This window comes from Citricoccus sp. NPDC055426, assembly GCF_040677445.1.
Lineage (GTDB): Bacteria > Actinomycetota > Actinomycetes > Actinomycetales > Micrococcaceae > Citricoccus.
Genome location: NZ_JBFARZ010000006.1, coordinates 57508 through 76513 on the forward strand (window position 1 = coordinate 57508; position 19006 = coordinate 76513).

A 19006-nucleotide genomic window follows, 5' to 3' on the forward strand; every position below is an offset into this window, starting at 1 on the left:
TGCGGCTCAGCTCACTCGCCGGCCGGTCCCCGGCGGTCACCGGAGCCCTGCCCCTCGGCGCTGCGGCCCTCGCCGCCCTGCACCACGGCGCCGTTGCGGCGGCGGGTGCGGGAACGGGTCCGGGACCGGCTGCGCGTCGCGCGGTCCTCGGAGGTGCCGGCCGGCTCGGAGGCGGCATCACGACGCCGGCCCCCGCCCTGGGCGCCGGCCTCACCGCTGCGCCGCTCGTCACGGCCGCCCTCGCGACCACCGCCGCGGCCGCCCTCGCGACCGCCGCGTCCCGAACGACCCGACCGGCCGCCGTCGCGCCCGGACTCCCGGCCCGACCGGCCGCGTCCGCCGGAACCGCCGCGCTCCGGCTTGGCACCGGGGCCGCCGAGGTCCTCGAGCGTCTCGCCGGACAGGCCCTCCCGGGTCCGCTGCTCACGGGGCAGGCGGCCCTTGGTGCCCTTCGGGATGTTCAGGTCCGCGAAGAAGTGCTTCGATGAGGAGTAGGTCTCCGGCGGCTCCGGGATGTCCAGGCCGAGGGCCTTGTTGATGAGGCCCCAGCGCGGCATGTCCTCCCAGTCCACCAGGGTCACGGCGGTTCCCTTGTTGCCGGCGCGGCCGGTGCGGCCCACGCGGTGCAGGTAGGTCTTCTCGTCCTCGGGGCACTGGAAGTTGATCACGTGGGTCACGTCATCCACGTCGATGCCGCGGGCGGCCACGTCCGTGGCGACCAGGACGTCGATCTTGTCCCCGCGGAACGCCCGCAGGGCCTGCTCGCGTGCGCCCTGGCCGAGGTCGCCGTGGATGGCGCCGGCGGCGAAGCCACGCTTGACGAGCTCGTCGGACACGCGGGCCGCGGTGCGCTTGGTGCGGGTGAAGATGATGGACCGGCCGCGGCCCTCGGCGCGCAGGATGCGGGCCACGAGCTCGTCCTTGTCCATGTGGTGGGCGCGGTAGACGAGCTGGCGGATGTCCTTCTTGGTGATGCCCTCGTCCTCCGGGTCCGCGGCGCGGATGTGGGTGGGCTGGGTCATGTAGCGCCGGGCCATGGCGACCACGGGGCCGGGCATGGTGGCGGAGAACAGCATGGTCTGGCGGATCTCGGGCACGGCGGCCAGGAGCGTCTCGACGTCCGGCAGGAAGCCGAGGTCCAGCATCTCGTCGGCCTCGTCCAGCACCACGATCCTGACGGCCTTGAGGTTGAGGTGGCGCTGGCGCATCAGGTCGATCAGGCGGCCGGGGGTACCGACCACGACCTCGACGCCGCGCTGCAGCTCCTCGATCTGGGGCTCGTAGGCGCGGCCGCCGTAGATGGTGGCGATGCGCACGGGGCGCTTGGAGGCGGCCGTCACGATGTCCTGGGCCACCTGGTTCGCCAGCTCGCGGGTCGGGGCCACGATCAGGGCCTGCGGGGCGCCGGGGGTCTCCAGCGCGTCGAAGCCCGGCTCGCCGGGGCCGATGACGCGCTGCAGCGCCGGCAGGCCGAAGCCCAAGGTCTTGCCCGTGCCGGTCTTGGCCTGGCCGATGATGTCATGGCCGCCCAGGGCCACCGGCAGGGTCATGGCCTGGATGGGGAAGGGGTGCGTGATGCCCTTCTCGGCCAGGGCCTCGACCATGTCCGCGCGGACGTTGAAATCCGCGAAGGTCTTCTCGGCGACCGGCTCGTTGGCCTCCACGATGTCGATGGAGTCCTCCACGTCGATCGTCTCGATCTGGGAGGTGGCCAGGTCCTCGGTGTCGACGTCGTTGTCCGCGGCGATCTTCTGTTCTGGGGTCATGGGGTTTTCGGTCCCGTCATTCAGGCAGGGCTCCGGCACGATGGCACTGTTCCCAGTGCGCTCCTGCGTCTCGCCCCCGTTGGCGGTGCCAGCGGGCGGGGCGGCGCGGATCGGCCGGACGCCGTGCGTCCATGGTGGAGCCGATCGCGGGAGGTGCAAGGCCGTCATCGCGAAGGCGATGGGCCTGTGGATTCGGTCTGGCCCGTGGGGCTGTGCCGGATCCGGGGAGTCACATCACGAGGGTGAACGCAGTTGAACAGTGCGATCGGTCATCCTTGATGCCCCTACTCTACCTGCCCGGCGATCCGGAACAGCACGGTGCGGGTGGACAGGTCCGCCGTGACGAGCTCCACCCGGACCGCGCTGCCCGCCTCGGCGAAGCCCTCGTACCGGGCCAACACGGGCGGTTGTGCCACCTGGACCTCACCCCAGGGCAGGCGCCCCTCGGCGCGGGCCCTCTCGGCCTGTGCGGGGCTGGGCGCGGAGATGACGACGGCCGGGAACACGCGGCCCTCCAGTCCGGACAGGGAGGCCGCCTCGACCAGGTCCAGGGCGGCGTTGGTCGCACGGGAGGCCATCAGGCCGGACTCCTGCATGGCCGCGGGCAGCCCCGGCAGCAGGTCTCGGATGGGCCGGGGGACCTCCTGTCCCTGGACCAGGGCCAGACACGTCACCAGCACGAAGCGGTCCACCAGGCGGCGCAAGGGCGCCGTGGTGTGCGCATAGGGGGCGGCGATCGCGGCCTGGACCGTCACCTCGGGCGTGTCGCCGTCGAAGGCGGTGTAGCCGGCCCCGCGGAACAGGGACGTGGCGGCGTGCATGATGGCCAGTTGGCGGGGATCGGTGGTGTCCAGCTGACGCAGGTACTCGCCGTAGGGCTGGTCCTCGGGCCACGGGTGCCCCAACGCCCGGGTGCGCGCCCGGAACGTGGCCTCGGAGTCCGCGTCTGCGGGCGGCATGGTGCGCAGGATCCCGATCTGCCCCGTGAGCATGATCTGGGCCGCGGCGATCCCCGTCATCAGCGAGATCTGTGCGTTCCAGTCCTCCACGTCCAGCGGGGGAGTGGAGAGGACCTCGTAGCCGTGCTCGGTGGCCGTGACCTCCTGCTCGGGCAGTCGCAGGCTCGCGCCGCCGCGGTGGATCTCCTGGGCGGCCCGCAGGAGGCCGACCTCCCGGAGCAGTGTCAGGGTGGAGGACCCCTCGGCGTCGTGCTGGGCGTGGCGGCCGCGGTCGATCCGTTGCTGCGCCTGCTCATAGGTGAGCTGCTCGCGGCTGCGCACCCGGGCCCGCTCCAGGCCGGTCGAGACCACGGCACCGTCCGCATCCAGGTGGAAGGTCCACAGGTAGGCGCCACGGACCGCTCCGGGCACCAGGGAGCCGGTGTCCTCGCTGATCACCTCCGGGTGCAACGGGACCCGGCCGTCCGGCAGGTAGATGGTCTGACCGCGGCGCAGGGTCTCGGCGTCCAGGGCGCCGCCCGGCGTGATGAATGCGGGGACATCCGCGATGGCGTAGTGGACGGTGTAGCCCGCGGCCGTGCCGTCTCCGCCGTCTCCGCCGTCCTCGCCGCCGCGCCGGATGTGGACCGCCTGGTCCAGGTCGGTGGACCCCGGTGGGTCGATGGTGAGCAGCGGGAGGTCCGTGCGGTCGTTCGGTGGCAGGCGGTCCACCGTGGCGGCCGCGGCCCGTTCTGCCTCCGCCAGCACCTCGGGTGGGAAGCCGGAGGGCAGGGAGAGTTCCCGGCGGAGTGCTGCCAACTGCCGGGTCAGTCCGGTCTGGTGGGCGGAGTGGGCAAGATCCAGGTGCAGGTGGGCCACGGCCACACCTTACCGGGCGGTCGTCGTGAACGGCCCTTAAACACCTCTGCGGGCAGAACGAACCGGTTCGTTCTGCCCGCACAGTGCTGGGCTGTCCCCGGGCTGCCGTGCCGGGGGCGTGGGTGGAGGGTGGGGCTCAGGAACCCGGGGTCGGGACGAAGCCGACCGGACGCGGGGTCTCGGTGCCGATCTCCACGTAGCCGATGATCGTGGAGGGGACCAGGACCAGACGGCCCTTGGAGTCCTTCAGGCGCAGCGGGCTGCCGTCGGCCAGGGCGTCGGAGACCAGTCGGGCCACGTCCTCGTTGCTGGCATCCGATTCGATGACGACTTCGCGGGCTACGTTCTGCACACCAATGCGGATTTCCATGCTGACTCCTTCAGGTTCACGGGCTGATCGGGGATCCGGTGGCGCGGGTGGGCCCACGGCGCCGGAACCGGATCTTCGTCCTCCAGCAGACTATGGGATCGAAGGGGCCCCTGGCGGAATCGCATCGGCACTTCGGCCATGGGCGTAACGGACCGGGGCGGCTCAGCGTTCCTTCGGGAAGCGGCTGATGCCGCGCCAGGCCAGGCGGAAGGTCAGGTCGGCCGCGGTCGACAGGTCGGGCCGGGAGGGCTCACCCGACTGGCCCGCCCAGTGCCGGGCCGAGGACTTCATCAGACCCGCCAGCCCGTGGCCCAGCAGCAGCGCCTCCTCGGCGGAGAGCGTGGTGTCGGCCGTGATGATCTCGGCGATGCCCGCGGCGAACCGGTGGTCCAGGCCTTCCAGCCGCGCCGAGACGTCCGGGTCGTTGTTCAACCCCGAATCGAAGATGAGGCGGTAGGCGCGGTCGGGGCTGTCCACGAACTGGAAGTAGGCGCGGATGGTGGCCAGGACGCGTTCCTTGTTGTCCGAGGTGGACCCCAGGGCCCCGCTGACGGCGGACTCCAGCAGGTCGACCTGCGTGTCCATCAGGTCCAGGAAGAGCTCGTGCTTGCCGGGGAAGTGCTGGTAGAGCACCGGCTTGGACACGGCGGCGGCGACGGCGATGTCATCCATGGAGGTGGCGTGGAACCCATGGTCCACGAAGACTCGACGGGCGGCATCCAGCAATTGCTTGCGGCGCTCGTCGCGGGGCAGCCGGGACTGACGCACGGGGGAGGTGCTCACGGTGATGCCTTTCTCGAGTGACCCGTCAGGTGCGGACGGTCCAGCCACTCTACCGACCAGTAGTAGTTCAGGCGATGCGCGCGGTGCTGCCCGCGGCGCCCGTTTCCACGTCGGCCGGGCAGGTCTCAGGGGAGGCCGCCGGGGCAGGGGCGGAGAGCTCGAGACCGAAGATGATGTTCAGGGCGTCCTCGTAGTCCGCGAGCCGGCCCTGGGCGGCCATCTCCTTGGCGCGGACGGTGGGCTCGTGCAGCATCTGGCGGACCATGCGGCGCAGGGCGAACTCCACCTCCTCCGCGGCCGCAGTGCAGCCGTGCTTGCCCCGGACGCGTTCCATCTCGGATTCGAGGACCTGCTGGGTGTGTTTGCGCAGGGCCACGATGGCCTCGTTGGCACTGCGGGACCTGCGCTCGGAGAGGTAGCCGGTCACGGCACCGTCCACGAGGCGGGAGGCCTCCACCAGGGCGTCCTGCTGGCCCTCGGGGGCGGCCATCTTGACGGATTCCAGGGTGATGAGGTCCACGCCGTCCAGGTCGGCGATCGCTGGATCGAAGTCATGGCTCAGGGCCAGGTCCAGCACGGTCAACCGGCCCGTCGCACCCGCACGCAGCCGCCGCAGGGTCTCCGCCTCCAGGCGGCGGTCCCCTCCGGAGCAGCCGATGAGGACGTCGGCCTCCGCGATGGCGCCGTGGATCTTCTCCCCGCCCAGGGCCAGGGCCCAGCCGCCGCGGTCCGCCACGAAGGCCTCGGCCCGGCCGGAGGCGGAGTGCACGCCGACGTGGGCGGCGCCGCGGTCCGCCAACTGGGCCAGGGTGGTGCCGGCATAGGAGCCGGTGCCGATGATCAGGACGTTGGCCTGTTCCCAGAACTCCCGGGATTCCCGGGTGGAGGTGCCCGCGTGCAGGTCGGTCGCCAGGTCCAGGGCCACGGAGACGATGGACCGGCCGGCGGTGCCGAGGGCGGTGTGCGCGCCGACGTCCTTGGCGGTGCGGGTGGCTGATTCGAAGAGCTTGACGAGCGAGCCGGTGGCGGTGCCGGTCTCCTGGGCGGAGCCCAGGGCGCGGCGCACCTGGCCCGCGATCTCCCGTTCGCCCACGACCGCCGACTTCAGGCCGGAGCCGACCTCGAAGAGGTGCCGGACGGTGGATTCGGCGGAGAGCAGGTGGAAGGAGGACTCCACGGTGGATGCGGCCAGGCCGGAACCCCGGGACACGGCTTGCAGCAGCTCGGCGCGGGCCTGCTCCACCGACCGATCATCCGGGGCCTCCGCGTAGATCTCCACGCGGTTGCAGGTGGCCAGCACCACGGCCCCGTTCACCGTCGATTCGGGGATGGTGGAGGCGACCTCACCGGTTCCGTTGCTCAGCTGCGCCACCGTGTCGAGGTCAAGGTCGGTGTGCGAGGCAACCAGGGAAAATAGAGCCACAATGCGCTCGATTCTAGACCTCGCGGACGCGTCCGTCTAAGAAGGTGACCCTGAGTGATCGGACACACCGGGCCCCACACCCTGCGGTCGATGGGAGAATGGGCCTCATGTCCACACCTCAGACCGGCGCCCGGAACGGCGCCCAGGCCGGCACCCCGTCCGGCACCACGCTGCCCGCCGACCATCCCCTGGCCACCGCCGATCCGAGCCGCTCGACGTCCGGATCCCCGCTCGTCACGGCCTACCGCGGCGGCACCCCGTCCCGCACCCCGGTGTGGTTCATGCGCCAGGCCGGCCGCTCGCTGCCGGAGTACCGCGAGCTCCGCCAGGGCATCGGTATGCTGGAGTCCTGCCTGAAGCCTGAGCTGGCCTCGGAGATCACCCTGCAGCCGGTGCGGCGCCATGATGTCGACGCGGCCATCTTCTTCTCGGACATCGTGGTCCCGTTGCGCCTGGCCGGCGTGGACGTGGACATCGTGCCGGGCACCGGGCCGGTGCTGGGATCTGCCGTGCGGACGGCGGCCGATGTGGCGGCCCTGCCCGAACTGACCGATGAGTCCCTCGAGCCGATCCGCCAGGCCGTGCGGCTGACGGTGGCCGAGCTGGGCAGCACCCCGCTCATCGGTTTCGCGGGGGCACCCTTCACGGTCGCCGCCTACATGGTGGAGGGCGGGCCGTCCCGGGACCACCTGGGCCCGCGCACCATGATGCATGCGGATCCCGAGACGTGGGATGCGCTGGCCACCTGGGCCGCGGACGCCGCCGGGAAGTTCCTGCGCGCCCAGCTGGAGGCCGGCGCCTCGGCCGGACAGCTCTTCGACTCCTGGGCCGGCTCGCTCTCCCTGGCCGACTACCAGCGGTTCGTGAAGCCGCACTCGGCCCGGGCCCTGTCCTACGTCAGCGACCTCGTGGGCCGGGACGGTCAGTCCGTGCCCCTGGTCCACTTCGGCACCGGCACCTCGGAGATCCTCCCGGAGATGCGCGACGCCGGCGCCACCGTCATGGGGGTGGACTACCGCCTGCCGCTCGGTGAGGCGCACCGCCGGCTGGGTGCCGCGCCCGGCCCCGACGGGCGCGGCGCGGTGCCGCTTCAGGGCAACATCGACCCGGCCTTGCTCAGCGCCCCGTGGGAGGTCCTCGAGGCCCATGTCCGCGAGGTGGTCGAGGCCGGCCGCGTGGCCCCGGGGCATGTGGTCAACCTCGGCCACGGCGTGCCGCCGAGCACCGACCCCGAGGTCCTCACCCGCGTGGTCGAACTGATCCACTCCATCCGCCCGTGACCTCGGCTGCGACCCCGGCTGCGACGCCGGGCGGCCCCTCCGCGGTGGTCGTCGGCGGGGGGATCGCCGGTCTGCTGGCCGCCCGGGAACTGGCCCGGGCCGGTCACCGCACCACCCTCGTCGAGGCCGGCGGCGGCCTCGGCGGGTGCGTGTCCTCCCGGCGCGTGGGGCTGCCGGCGGGGGAGCCACTCACCCTGGACGCCGGCGCCGAGTCCTTCGCCGTGCGCACCCCGGCGGTCCGCGAACTCGTGGAGGAGCTGGGGCTGGGCAGCGCCGTCGTGGAGCCGGACCCCGCCGGATCCTGGCTGTACCTCCCGCCGGTGGACCCCTCCGGTCAGCACCGCGCCGTGCCCGCGCCCCGGCTGGGGATCGTGGGGATCCCCGGGGACCTGCAGGCACCCGAGGTCGCCGAGGCGCTCGGCCCCGAGGCCCTGGCCCGGGCCCTGCAGGACCTGGACCCGACGCGCGGCGTGGAGCGGTGGCGGCAGATCCTGGACGACGGCGGCCCGGCCACCGTGGGCGGTCTCGTGCGGGACCGGATGGGAGACGGGGTGCTCGAAACGCTCGTGGCCCCGGTGGTCGCCGGCGTGCATTCGGCCGATCCGGACTCGGTCGACCTGCGGACCGTCGCCCCGGGGCTGCTCGAGGCCCTGGTCGAGTCGGGATCCCTCTCCCGCGCCGTCGCCGACCGCCGGGCGGCCGCGCCGCCGGGGGCCGTCGTCGCCTCCCTGCGGGGTGGGATGAACACCCTGACGGCCGCACTGGCCGAGGAACTGGAGGGCCTGGGCGTGCGCGTGCTCACCGGTACCCGGGCGATGGCCCTGGACCGGGGGGCCGAGGGGCGCCGGTGGACCGTGTCGCTGGAGGCCTCCGGGGCGCCCGGGGGTGGCGTCACCGCCGGCCGGGCCGGGGCCGTGACCTCGGACCGCGTGGTGGTGGCGACCGACGGGCCGCGGGCCTGGGATCTGCTGGCCCCCGTCTCCGGCGGGGAACTGGCCGCCGCGGACCGTCCGCCGGAGGGGGCCGGCGTCGCCCTCGTGACGCTCGTGACCGAGGCCCCGGGGCTGGACGACCACCCGCGGGGCACCGGGCTGCTGGTCTCTCCGGCCGTCTCGGGCGAGGTGGTCGGGGCCAAGGCCATGACCCACATCAGCGCCAAGTGGGAGTGGGCGCACCGCGCGCTCAACCCGGCGCAGGGGGGTCGCTCAGCGCCGGGCGGCCATCGCCACGCGGTCCGGCTCTCCTACGGGCGCGTGAGTGATGCCCCGGACTCCGCGGCTCCGGGCTACCGGACGCCGGACGCCGAGCTGAAGCGCCTGGCCGTGGCGGACTCCACCGCACTGACGGGCGTGGACGTGGCAGCCGGGCTGCTCGAATCGTTCGTGGTCCGCTGGAGGTCGGCCCTGCCCGCTGCCACCCCGGAACACCGGGCCAGGGTGGGGGCGGCGCGGACCTGGCTGGCGTCCGAGCCCGGCCTGGAGGCCGTCGGGGCCTGGGTGGCCGGGACCGGCCTGGCCGCCATCGTGGCGGACGTGAGGCGCCGGATCGGCGGGGACACCGGACCCTGAGGAGGGGTAGGCTGGGACCGCTCGTTCTACCGCTTGTAGAAACCGGCGGTGGGCACCGATAGACGTGACACCACAGGAGTTGTGACGATGACCGAGAACCAGGCCGCAGACGCCGCCACCACCGGAACCGACAGCACGGAGGAGACCCGAGCGCTCGAGTGGTTCACCACCTATACCGTCTTCGCGCGGAACGGCGGCCAGGGGTCCGGGGCGCACACGGAGACCGAACGTCAGCGCGCGGTGGAGCAGTTCGATGCCGTCGTGGCCTCCCTGGCGGAACAGGGTGTGACGGTCCGCGGCACCTATGACGTCTCCGGCATGCGCGCGGACGCGGACATCATGGTGTGGATGTACGGTCACGTGGCCGAGGACCTGCAGGCAGCCATCCGCCGCCTGCGCCGCACCGAGCTGCTGGCCGGCACCACGATCGTCCTGTCGGCCATGGGCTCGGATCGGATGGCCGAGTTCGCCAAGGACCACGTCCCCGCCTTCGCCATGGGCCGCCAGCCGCTGAAGTGGCTGTGCTTCTACCCCTTCGTCCGCTCCTACGACTGGTATGTGCTGGAGCCCGCCGAGCGCGGCCGCATGCTCAAGGAGCACGGCATGCTCGGACGCGACTTCCCCATGGTCTGGGCCAACACCACGAGCGCCTTCGCCCTGAACGACTGGGAGTGGCTGCTCGGGCTCGAGGCCCCGGAACTGAACAACCTGGTGGACATGATGCGTCACCTGCGCAACAACGAGACCCGCCACTACGTGCGGGAAGAGGTCCCCTTCTACACCGGCCGGTTCATCACCACGGCTGAGATCGCCGAGGTGCTGGCCTGATGAACGAGTCCACCCCGGCCGCCTCCGGCCCGGAGCAGTCCTTCGACCCGCTGGCCGGCGTCGACGAGCACGGGACCATGGCCCCGAAGGACTACGACGCCATCCTGCTGGCCTCCTTCGGCGGCCCCGAGGGCCAGGACGACGTGCTCCCGTTCCTGCGCAACGTCACCGCCGGCCGCGGCATCCCGGATGAGCGCCTCGAAGAGGTGGCCACCCACTACCGCGCCAACGGCGGCATCAGCCCCATCAACGCCCAGAACCGCGACCTCCTCGCCGCGCTGGAGGCCGAACTGGCGGCCCGCAGCCTCGAGATCCCGGTCTACTGGGGCAACCGCAACTGGGGTCCGTACATCCCCGAGACGCTGCAGCAGATCCATGCCGACGGCCACCGGAAGCTGCTGACCGTGGCGACCTCGGCCTACTCCTGCTACTCCTCGTGCCGCCAGTACCGGGAGGACCTGGGCATGGCCCTGCGCTCCACCGGGCTGGAGGGCCGTCTCGAGACGGACAAGATCCGGCAGTACTTCAACCACCCGGGCTTCGTGCAGCCCTTCGCCGAGGGATTGCGCACCGGCCTGGCCGAGATCCGCGCCGAGCTGGCCGCGGCCGGCAACCCCGAGGGACGGCTGCAGATCCTCTTCGCCACGCACTCCATCCCCACCTCGGATGCCGAGGCGGCCGGGCCCCGGCCACTGGCCGCCGAGCTGCAGGAGCAGACCGGGCTGGCACCGGGCGAGGGCAACGGGGCGGACGTCTATTCCGCCCAGCATCTGGACGTGGCGGAGCAGATCCTCCTGGCCGTCCCCGAGGCCGCCGACATCGACTGGTCCCTGGTGTACCAGTCACGCTCCGGGGCCCCGCACGTGCCCTGGCTCGAGCCGGACATCAACGACGCCATCGAGCAGCTTGCGGCCGCGCCCGGGGAGGGGCCGGCGGGGTCGCAGGGCCCGGCCGAGCAGGGCACCGGCCCGCTCGCCGGCGTGATCGTGGTCCCCCTGGGCTTCGTCTCGGACCACATGGAGGTGGTGTGGGACCTGGACACCGAGGCGAGGGAGACGGCGGAGCAGCTGGGCCTGGCCTTCCGCCGCACCCCGACGCCGGGGACCCACCCGGCCTTCGTCTCCGGACTGGTGGACATCATCGAGGAGCGCCTGGGCCGCCGTCCGGGGCGGGCCGCCGTGGGCTGCTTCGGCGCCTGGAACGATGTCTGCGCCCCGAACTGCTGCGTCAAGGTGATGCGGGACGGCTCCGTCCGTCCGACGGTGGCGGCCTTCGACGCGGAAGTGGGTGCCCCCACCCGATGAGAAGCACCTTCACCGTGGGCACCCGCGGCTCCCATCTGGCCCGCACCCAGACCACCGGCGCGGCGGAGGCCCTCGCCGCGGCCTCCGGCCTGGTGCCGCACCTGGAGATCATCAAGACCGAGGGGGACGTGACCACCGGGTCGCTGGCCTCACTCGGCGGCACCGGGGTCTTCGCCTCCGCCCTGCGCGCGGCCGTGCTGGAGTCCCGGGTGGACCTGGCCGTGCACTCGCTCAAGGACCTGCCCTCCGTGCAGCCCGAGGGCCTGGAGATCGCCGCCGTGCCGAAACGCGTGGACGTGCGGGACGCCCTGTGCGCCCGCGACGGGCTGCGCCTGTCCGAGCTGCCGACCGGGTCGCGGGTCGGCACCGGCTCACCGCGCCGCGTGGCCCAGCTCAAGGCCGTCCGGCCGGACCTGGACATCGTGGACATCCGCGGCAACGTGCAGACCCGGCTGGCCCGCGTCCCGGGGCTGGAGCAGCATGACGACCACGCCCCAGCCGCCGCCGGCTCCCCGCGCGGCGACCTGGACGCCGTGGTCCTGGCGTGTGCCGGCCTGGACCGGATCGGCTACGAGTGGGCCATCACCGAACGTCTGGCTCCCACCGTGATGATGCCCGCCCCGGGGCAGGGGGCACTCGCGGTGGAATGCCGCCCCGAGACCGCTGCCGCCGGAGACGACCTGGCGCTCGCCCTGGCCGGCTACGACGATGCGGTCACCCGGCTGCAGGTCACCGCGGAGCGGGCCCTGCTCGAGCGCCTCGAGGCCGGTTGCTCGGCCCCGATCGGCGCGCTGGCGCGGGTCGAGCGTGAGCCCGAGTCCGGATCCCAGCCCGGGTCCGGCGGTGGCCGACTGGTGATGGATGCCGTGGTGGCCGCTCTGGACGGCAGCCGGCTGCTGCGTGAGCACGCCGGCGTGGACCTGCCGACCGTGCGGGTGCGGCTCGAGGACGGGACCGCCGACGCCCAGGCCCTGGACCTGGCCCGGCAGCTGGGGATCCGCGTGGCCGAGGCGCTGCTCGCCGGCGGCGCGGACCTGTTCCCCGCCACCTGAGCCAGATCATGGCAACTGAGTCGCACGAATTGGCCCCGCCCGGACCGGGACGGGGCCAATTCGTGCGACCTCGATGTGGTGTCACACGCGCCGTCACACAGAGGGCAGGCCGCCGGTGGACTCCATGACGCCGCGCACCGTGGTGATGACCCGGCAGCCCGAGCAGTCGGGCGCCGTGGAGAACGGCCTGGCCGCGGCCGGCTACCGCGTGGCGTTCCTGCCCCTGACGGACTTCGAACTGCCGGCGGACCTCGGCCCGCTGCGGGCGGCGGTGGCGTGCCTGGCTCCGGACCCCGCCCCGAATCCCACGCACGACGCCGGCCCCCCGGCGGGTGCCTCGTCCCCCCTGGTCGGTGGGCCGGCCGGAGCCGATGCCCCGGTGTGGCTGGTGCTGACCAGCCCCAACACGGTGCGCGCCCTCGCCCTGTGTGGGTGGGACGGCCGGGTGGCCCCCGGGACCCGCATCGCGGTGACGGGCCCGGGGACCGCCCGGGTGCTGGCCGAGGAGGCCGGCTGCCCCGAGGTTCCGTGGATGCCCGTGGACGACGCCTCCGCCGCGGGGATCGTGGCCCAGTTCCCCGCCCCGGTTCCCACCCCGGCCCCCGGCCCCGGAGCCGCAGGCCGCGGAACTGCCGGCCGACGCGTCCTGCTCCCACAGTCGTCCCTGGCCACCTCCGAGGTGGCGGACGGGATCGTACGGCGCGGCTGGGACGTCGAGCGGGTCGAGGCGTACCGCACGGTGCCCTACCCGGCGGCGTCCGGGCGACGTCTGCTCTCCCCTGACAGGGTGCCTCAGTCCGCAGCAGCGATGGCCTCGGGGCCGGCCCCCGCCCTGGTGACCCTGCAGGATCTGGTGGGGGCCGACGTCGTGCTGACCAGCCCCAGCGCGGTCGCCGAACTGGTCCGCCGCCGCGGCAGCGGAGTCCCGGCGGGCACCCGGTTCATCGCGATCGGGCGGCCCACCCAGGCCGCGGCCGAGGGGCTCGGCCTGGACCTGGCCGGGACCGCCACCAGCCCGGACACGGCGGGACTGCTAGCCGTGCTCACCGGCTCCTAGCCAGGACCCGTCACTGGCCCCGGGGCGCCTGCAGGGCCCGCAGCAGCGGGCCAGCCAGCCAGCGTTCGACCTCCGCCGGGGAGCGGAGGCGGACGATGGGCAGGTCCGGGCGCTCCACGGCGAGGGCGGGGATCTTCAGGTGGTGCGTGCGCCGGCCCGTGATCGCGTAGCGGACCACGTGCTCGCGGTCCCGCAGCACGGTCCACAGGGGCGGCTCGACATTCCCGTTCCACAGCACCTCCCGCCGCCAGCGGCGGCGGACGGTTCGCCACAGCAACCGGGGCAGGGTGATCCGCACGAAGGGCAGATCGAGCCAGACCAGCAGGTCGGCGCGCCCGGCCAGCAGCTGACGGACCTGCCTGTATTGCCATTCGGCGACCCAGCGGTCGCTGGAGGCCAGGGCCCGGACATCGGCCTCGAAGTCCGCCCGGGGCATCCAGCCCGGACCGTGGTGCAGGGAATCGATCTCGGTGTGGGGCAGCTGAGCCAGCGCGGAGATCCGGCCGGCCAGCGTGGTCTTGCCGGAGCCGGACACCCCGGCCACCAGCACCCGCGCCGGGTGACCGGGCAGCTGATCGTCGGGTCCCAGGGTGGGGGGTGTGGACTTGGTGCCACCCCGCCTAGGCAAAGGCCCGCTTGGGGACGAACAGCAGCAGCACGGCGGAGGCCAGGGCGGTCAGCGAGCACACGATCCACACCGTGAGGTAGCCGGAGAACGAGCCGGCCGTGCCGCCCTCGATCAGCTCGGCGGACGCGGCCTCCGGGGCACCGGCGAAGGCCGTGGTGGCCAGGGCGAGCCCGAAGACGCAGGAGGCCACCGCGCCGCCCAGGGTCTTGACGGAGTTCGTCAGACCGGTGGCCACCCCCGTCTGCTCCCGCGGGGCGGCGGCCGCGGCGGCGGCCGGCAGCGAGGCCACCAGGGCCCCGGACCCGAGGCCGACCACCACCATGTTGGTGATGACCTGACCGATCGTCTCGTGGAACGGCAGGAACAGCGCGAACCCGGCGGCCACGGCGAGGGTGGCGAACAGCAGGGCCAGCCGCGGGCTCGCCCACCGGGAGACCGTGGGCAGCAGCAGGGCACCGGCGACCATCGCGATGAGGTAGATCCCGATGATCAGCGACGTCTGGAATCCCGTGGTGCCCAGCCCGTAGCCGTAGACCGCCGGATCGGTCCGGGCGAAGGTGGACAGCGGCGCCTGCGCGCCGAGCACGGACACCCCGAACAGGCCCGCCGTGGCGAAGACCGGCCACAGGGCGGGGTCGGTGAACATGCGCACATCGATCAGCGGGTCCGGGTGGGCCCGTTCCACCGCCACGAACCGCCACAGGGCCGCGGCCCCGGCCCCGAGCATCAGCACCGAGAGCCAGAGCCCCGGCCGGTCCGGGGCGAGCCCGGTCCCGCGCACCACGAAGAGCGCCCCCATGATGAGCAGCAGGGCCAGGGTCACCCACCCCAGTCCGGAGAGGTCGAAGTCCCGCATCCGGAAGTTCGCCGGCGAGGCGCCGGGGGTCTCCTCGACGCCGAGGATGATGGCCACCAGGCACAGCCCCACCACGATGGCGGGGACGGCCAGGACCGCCTGCACATCCATGGTGTCCACCAGGGCCCCGGCGGCCAGCGCGCCGGCGATGGCCCCGACCTCCAGGGCGCCGACCAGCAGGGCGGCGGCCCTCCGGGTCACCGCCGCCGGCCCCGGTGCCCCATGGGCAGGATCCCGGTCCTCTCGGTCATCTGGGTCTTCCTGGTCCTGCTGGTCCTCCGTGCGGGCTGAGGCCCGGACGTAGATCAGCGCGATCTCCAGCGGCAGCCACACCACGTAGAACCCCTGCAGGGCCCAGGCCACCAGGAAGATCCAGAACTCGGGGGCGATCACCAGTGCGATCGAGGCGGCCAGGGTCACCATGGTGGACCAGATCAGCACCATCCGGTGGCCCACCTGGTCGCCGAGCTTGGACAGGGCGGGGACCACGAGGGCTGAGAGCATCAGCTGCGAGCCCTCCAACCAGTTCACGTCCGCGTCGTTCACGCCGAGGTGTCGGGCGAGGTCCGTGAGCAGCGGCGTGTAGTAGCCCTGCAGCACGCCGGAGGTGAACTCGACGAAGGCGAGGAAGCCGACGATCGAGCCGAGGCCGCCGAAGAGCAGCGCGCCGCGTCGGCGCAGCCGGCTGGAGGCGGTCGTCATGACCGGCCCCGGCCCGTGATCAGCGCCCGGTGGAAGCTCGCACCGCGGGACAGGGACTGAACCGAGACCCACTCGTTCTCCCCGTGGATCGAGGCCCGCTGGGCGTGGTCCATCCGCAGCGGGGCGAACCGGTAGACGTGCCGGCACCAGGCGTGGAAGTGCCGGGAATCCGTGGCGGCCATCAGCAGGTACGGCACCGGGACGGTGCCCGGCCAGGAGGTCCCGACGGCGGCGCCCAGGGCCTCGAACCGGTCGCCGGCCGCGGGGGATTCGGGGGAGGGGTCCTGCCCGTGGATCAGCTCGACGTGCACCCGCGGGTCGGCCACGCGGCGCGTGATGTCCGCCAGGACGTCCTGAACGCCCTGACCGGGCGCTATCCGGCAGTCCAGGACGGCGCTGGCCGAGGACGGCAGCACGTTGTCTGCGGTGCCCGCCGCCAACCGGGTCTGGGCCACGGTGGTGCGTACCATGGCCGCGGGCTCGCCGCCCATGGCCCCCAGCGCGCGGGCCGCCACGGACCTGGACCGGGTGACCCACGGCAGTGCACGTCCCGCCGCGCCCGAGGCGAGGGGGATCAGGGCGGCGAGCATGGCCGCCGTCGTGCGGTTCATCCGGGCCGGGAAGGGCCGCCGCTCCACGCGGCGCAGGGCACGTGCCAGCCGCGGGATGGGGGAGCCTGCCGGGGGAGAGGACGCGTGCCCGCCCGCGCCCGAGGCGGAGAGCCGCAGTTGGGCCTGGCCCTTCTCCGCCAGCCCGATCATGGCGCAGGTGGCGTCCACGAAGGACAACGGGGAGGGCACCACGGCGCCGCCCTCGTCCAGCACGAGCCAGGGCTCCGTGCCCTGGGACTGCAGGCGTTCCCGGAGCAGCTCCGAGATGGCCGCGGCATTGCGCCCACCCACCTCCTCGTCCCCGCCGAAGACGAGCCAGACGTCCTCGGACGGGATGAAGCCCTCCGCCAGGAGGTCCTCCACCGCCTCCAACACGGTGACCATGGCGCCCTTGTCATCCAGGGCGCCGCGTCCGAGCACGGCCGGTTCTTCGTTGACCGTCCCCTCGGTGCCCGCGAAGGGGTCGGAGTCCCAGCCCGCGGCCACCCACCCGTCCTCGCTCTCGGGGGCGGGGACCACGTCCCAGTGGGCCATCAGGACCAGCGGTTCGAGCGGGCTGGCGCCCCGCCAGCGGAACAGCAGCCCGGTGCCGTCGACGACCTCGCGTTCCAGGTGGCGGTGGAGCAGCGGATAGAGCCGCTCGAGCACCGCAGGGAGCGCCGCGAAGGCCTCGGCCACGTCGGCCCGGTCCGGTGCGGGGTACCAGGCGGAGACGGTGCGGAGCCGGATCAGCTCGGCCAGGCGCGCGGCGGCGCCAGGGCGGGGTGTGTCGGGGGATGCAGGCATGCACCCGAGGGTAGCCGGAAAGTCCCGGAAAGTACCGGGGAGTAACCTGACAGTCCGTGTGGGGGCCAGCGCCTCAGCCGGTGGCGCGGCGGCTCGACCCACGGGAGGCGACGGTCTGCTTGGTGCCCTGCCGCTCGCCCTGCTTGAGGCGCACCTGCATGCGGGAATCGGCGGTGCGGTGTTCCAGGTAGGGCTGTTCGGAGACCAGGGTGCTCAACTTCTGGTGGCCGAAGTCACGGGGATCGAAGTCCACGTGGGCGCGGCTCAGGTGCTGCCCGACCCGGCTCAGGGAGGCCCAGCCGTCATCCCCGCTGGTGGCGTTGACGGCCTTGGCCAGGGCGCTCTCGAGGTTGATCCGCACGGTGTCGTCCAGCGGATCTGCGGCATCGACCGCATCCGCCGCCTCAGGGGCGCCCGGCGCGTAGGCCGCCTCGTCGATGGAATCGGTGGCATCTGTGGCGTCGGTCGTATCGGTGTCGTTGTCGTTCGCCGCGCCGCCCCGGCGGCTGCGTCGGGTGGCCCGCCGGGACGGGGCGCGGTCCTCCTCCGGGGCGCCCCCGAGCAGTTCGAGGTAGATGAACTGGTCCACGGCGTTGCGCAAGGACTCCGGGGTCTTGCGCTCGCCGAGGCCGATGACGCGTTTGCCGGACTCGCGCAACCGGGTGGCGAGCCGGGTGAAGTCCGAGTCCGAGGACACGATCGCGAAGGACTCCACGTTGCCCATCCACAGCAGGTCCATGGCGTCGATGATCAGGGCCGAGTCCGTGGAGTTCTTCCCGACCGTGTAGGAGAACTGCTGGGTGGGCTGGATGGCCAGCCGGTTCAGCTCGTTCTTCCAGCCGCTGAGCTGGTTGGTGGTCCAGTCCCCGTAGGCGCGCTTGATGGTCGGGGTGCCGTAGGTGGCCAGCTCCTCCAGCACCGCCCCGGCATGGGTGGGGGAGACGTTGTCACAGTCGATCAGTACGGCGATCCGGGTGGTGGCGCTGGAGATTTCGGTCATGGAGTCACCGTACCGGGATACGCTGGGCTCGGAGGGGCGTGGGGTCGGAGAGGTGGAGTCCGATGGAGTGGATGACAGCGGGGCTGGCCGCACTGAGTTCGGCCTGGGTCTATCCAGCGGCCGCTGGCCTCGTGGCGCTGTCCGCGCTCATCCCCCCGGTTCCCAGTACCTCGCTCTTCGTGGCCCTGGGGGCCCTCTGGAGCCAGGACGGCCTGCCGAACGGCTTTCTCCTGGTGGTCGCGATGCTGGCCGGCGCCGTGTCCGGTGACCTGGTCACCTATCTGTTGGTCCGGCGTCGCGACGTGGCCCAGTGGCGTGTACTGCAGGGCCCGCGAGCGCAGAGGGCGCTGAACGCCTCGAGTGCACGCATGGCCGGCCACTCGGCCGTCTCCTGGGTCCTGACCTCGAGGTTCGTCCCGCTGGGCCGCCTGACGATGAACGTGGCCTGCGCCATCGCCCCGGTCCCCCTGCGCACCTTCACGCTGTTCTCCCTGGCCGCGGGGATCCTGTGGTCCCTCTACTCGGTGGGCGTGGGGGCCCTGTCCGGGCTGCTGCCGGGACTGTCCACGGAACTCGCCGTGGTCCTGGCGATCGCCTTCTCGCTGGCCCTGGGCCGCGGCATCTCCGCGGTCTCGACCTGGTACCTGGTGTCTGAGAGGGCCCCATGAGCCATCTCCCCGTCCGGCGCCGTGCCACCTCCCCTTCCGGCGCCGTGCATCAGGTCGACAATGCGTTCAGCACTTGCGGACCCACCGAGGAGGCGAGGACCATCAGATGATGCGAACGCTCCGTAGACGTGTCCGCCCTCGATGGCCGCTGCTGACCCTGGCCGGCATCAGCGTTGGCGACGCCTTGCTGTGCGTGAAGCCCGCCGGCTTCGTCCGCGATTGCCTGCTGGACGTCGGACTGCCCAGGGCGGTATGGCCCGTGTTGCCGGTGGTCAAGACGGCGGCGGCAGCAGGCCTGGTGGCCGGAACAGAGTACGAGCCCCTGGCACGGGCCACGGCATGGTCATTGGTCGTGTACTTCGGGTTGGCGATGGGATCCCATCTGCGGGCTCGCGACTTCGGACGGAATCTGTTCGTCAACGCGACCGGGATGATGATCTCCAGCTGCGCACTGACCGCCTGGCTTGAACACCGACGCGCCACCAGCTGATCGATGTCCCGCCGAGG

The 19006-nt window shown here is 72.8% G+C and carries 17 protein-coding genes; 8 read left to right on the forward strand and 9 right to left on the reverse strand.

Annotated features, from left to right (window positions below; genetic code table 11):
* Nucleotides 1-11 precede the first annotated feature (11 nt).
* The 5 genes from AB0K08_RS10395 to AB0K08_RS10415 all read right to left on the reverse strand — a co-directional run bounded on the left by AB0K08_RS10395 (nt 12) and on the right by AB0K08_RS10415 (nt 6159).
* Nucleotides 12-1766 carry a DEAD/DEAH box helicase gene (locus AB0K08_RS10395; RefSeq protein ID WP_363354097.1) on the reverse strand — a complete coding sequence of 585 codons (1755 nt, stop codon included), beginning with the start codon at nt 1764-1766 and terminating at the stop codon, nt 12-14.
* A 284-nt stretch (nt 1767-2050) separates the two neighbouring features.
* Nucleotides 2051-3583 carry an RNB domain-containing ribonuclease gene (locus AB0K08_RS10400; protein ID WP_363354099.1) on the reverse strand — a complete coding sequence of 511 codons (1533 nt, stop codon included), beginning with the start codon at nt 3581-3583 and terminating at the stop codon, nt 2051-2053.
* Between the two features lie 136 nt (nt 3584-3719).
* The gene (locus tag AB0K08_RS10405; RefSeq protein WP_363354101.1) at nt 3720-3953 is read right to left on the reverse strand and encodes a DUF3107 domain-containing protein; all 234 of its coding nucleotides are present in this window, start codon (nt 3951-3953) and stop codon (nt 3720-3722) included.
* Nucleotides 3954-4115: 162 nt separating this feature from the next.
* A complete protein-coding gene (locus AB0K08_RS10410) occupies nt 4116-4736 on the reverse strand; it encodes a TetR/AcrR family transcriptional regulator (protein WP_363354103.1) in 621 nt (206 codons plus the stop codon).
* A gap of 67 nt (nt 4737-4803) precedes the next feature.
* Nucleotides 4804-6159: a glutamyl-tRNA reductase gene (locus AB0K08_RS10415; protein ID WP_363354105.1), complete on the reverse strand. Its 1356-nt coding sequence runs from the start codon at nt 6157-6159 to the stop codon at nt 4804-4806.
* Nucleotides 6160-6266: 107 nt separating this feature from the next.
* Here AB0K08_RS10415 and hemE point away from each other — a divergent pair, with 107 nt between their 5' ends.
* The 6 genes from hemE to AB0K08_RS10445 all read left to right on the forward strand — a co-directional run bounded on the left by hemE (nt 6267) and on the right by AB0K08_RS10445 (nt 13248).
* A complete protein-coding gene (gene hemE / locus AB0K08_RS10420) occupies nt 6267-7439 on the forward strand; it encodes a uroporphyrinogen decarboxylase (protein WP_363354107.1) in 1173 nt (390 codons plus the stop codon).
* A complete protein-coding gene (locus tag AB0K08_RS10425; protein ID WP_363354109.1) occupies nt 7436-9007 on the forward strand; it encodes an FAD-dependent oxidoreductase in 1572 nt (523 codons plus the stop codon). The genes hemE and AB0K08_RS10425 overlap by 4 nt, the downstream gene beginning before the upstream one ends.
* Nucleotides 9008-9094: 87 nt before the next feature.
* Nucleotides 9095-9835: a hydrogen peroxide-dependent heme synthase gene (gene hemQ / locus AB0K08_RS10430; RefSeq protein ID WP_363354111.1), complete on the forward strand. Its 741-nt coding sequence runs from the start codon at nt 9095-9097 to the stop codon at nt 9833-9835.
* A gap of 77 nt (nt 9836-9912) precedes the next feature.
* Nucleotides 9913-11139: a ferrochelatase gene (locus AB0K08_RS10435; protein WP_363354299.1), complete on the forward strand. Its 1227-nt coding sequence runs from the start codon at nt 9913-9915 to the stop codon at nt 11137-11139.
* A complete protein-coding gene (gene hemC / locus AB0K08_RS10440) occupies nt 11136-12191 on the forward strand; it encodes a hydroxymethylbilane synthase (protein WP_363354113.1) in 1056 nt (351 codons plus the stop codon). The genes AB0K08_RS10435 and hemC overlap by 4 nt, the downstream gene beginning before the upstream one ends.
* 124 nt (nt 12192-12315) lie before the next feature.
* The gene (locus AB0K08_RS10445) at nt 12316-13248 is read left to right on the forward strand and encodes a uroporphyrinogen-III synthase (RefSeq protein WP_363354115.1); all 933 of its coding nucleotides are present in this window, start codon (nt 12316-12318) and stop codon (nt 13246-13248) included.
* Between the two features lie 10 nt (nt 13249-13258).
* Here AB0K08_RS10445 and AB0K08_RS10450 read toward each other — a convergent pair whose 3' ends face one another.
* The 4 genes from AB0K08_RS10450 to AB0K08_RS10465 all read right to left on the reverse strand — a co-directional run bounded on the left by AB0K08_RS10450 (nt 13259) and on the right by AB0K08_RS10465 (nt 17831).
* Entirely contained in the window at nt 13259-13876 is a 618-nt protein-coding gene (locus AB0K08_RS10450) for an AAA family ATPase (protein WP_363354117.1), read from the reverse strand.
* Nucleotides 13869-15434 carry an MFS transporter gene (locus AB0K08_RS10455; RefSeq protein ID WP_363354119.1) on the reverse strand — a complete coding sequence of 522 codons (1566 nt, stop codon included), beginning with the start codon at nt 15432-15434 and terminating at the stop codon, nt 13869-13871. The genes AB0K08_RS10450 and AB0K08_RS10455 overlap by 8 nt, the downstream gene beginning before the upstream one ends.
* Nucleotides 15431-16831: a M20/M25/M40 family metallo-hydrolase gene (locus AB0K08_RS10460; protein ID WP_363354121.1), complete on the reverse strand. Its 1401-nt coding sequence runs from the start codon at nt 16829-16831 to the stop codon at nt 15431-15433. The genes AB0K08_RS10455 and AB0K08_RS10460 overlap by 4 nt, the downstream gene beginning before the upstream one ends.
* 73 nt (nt 16832-16904) lie before the next feature.
* Entirely contained in the window at nt 16905-17831 is a 927-nt protein-coding gene (locus tag AB0K08_RS10465; RefSeq protein ID WP_363354123.1) for an NYN domain-containing protein, read from the reverse strand.
* A 62-nt stretch (nt 17832-17893) separates the two neighbouring features.
* Here AB0K08_RS10465 and AB0K08_RS10470 point away from each other — a divergent pair, with 62 nt between their 5' ends.
* Together AB0K08_RS10470 and AB0K08_RS10475 are read left to right on the forward strand one after the other, a co-directional pair.
* Complete coding sequence (locus AB0K08_RS10470; protein WP_363354125.1) at nt 17894-18499, forward strand: VTT domain-containing protein; 606 nt, start codon at nt 17894-17896, stop codon at nt 18497-18499.
* 106 nt (nt 18500-18605) lie between these two features.
* Entirely contained in the window at nt 18606-18989 is a 384-nt protein-coding gene (locus AB0K08_RS10475; RefSeq protein WP_363354127.1) for a DoxX family protein, read from the forward strand.
* Nucleotides 18990-19006: the final 17 nt, after the last annotated feature.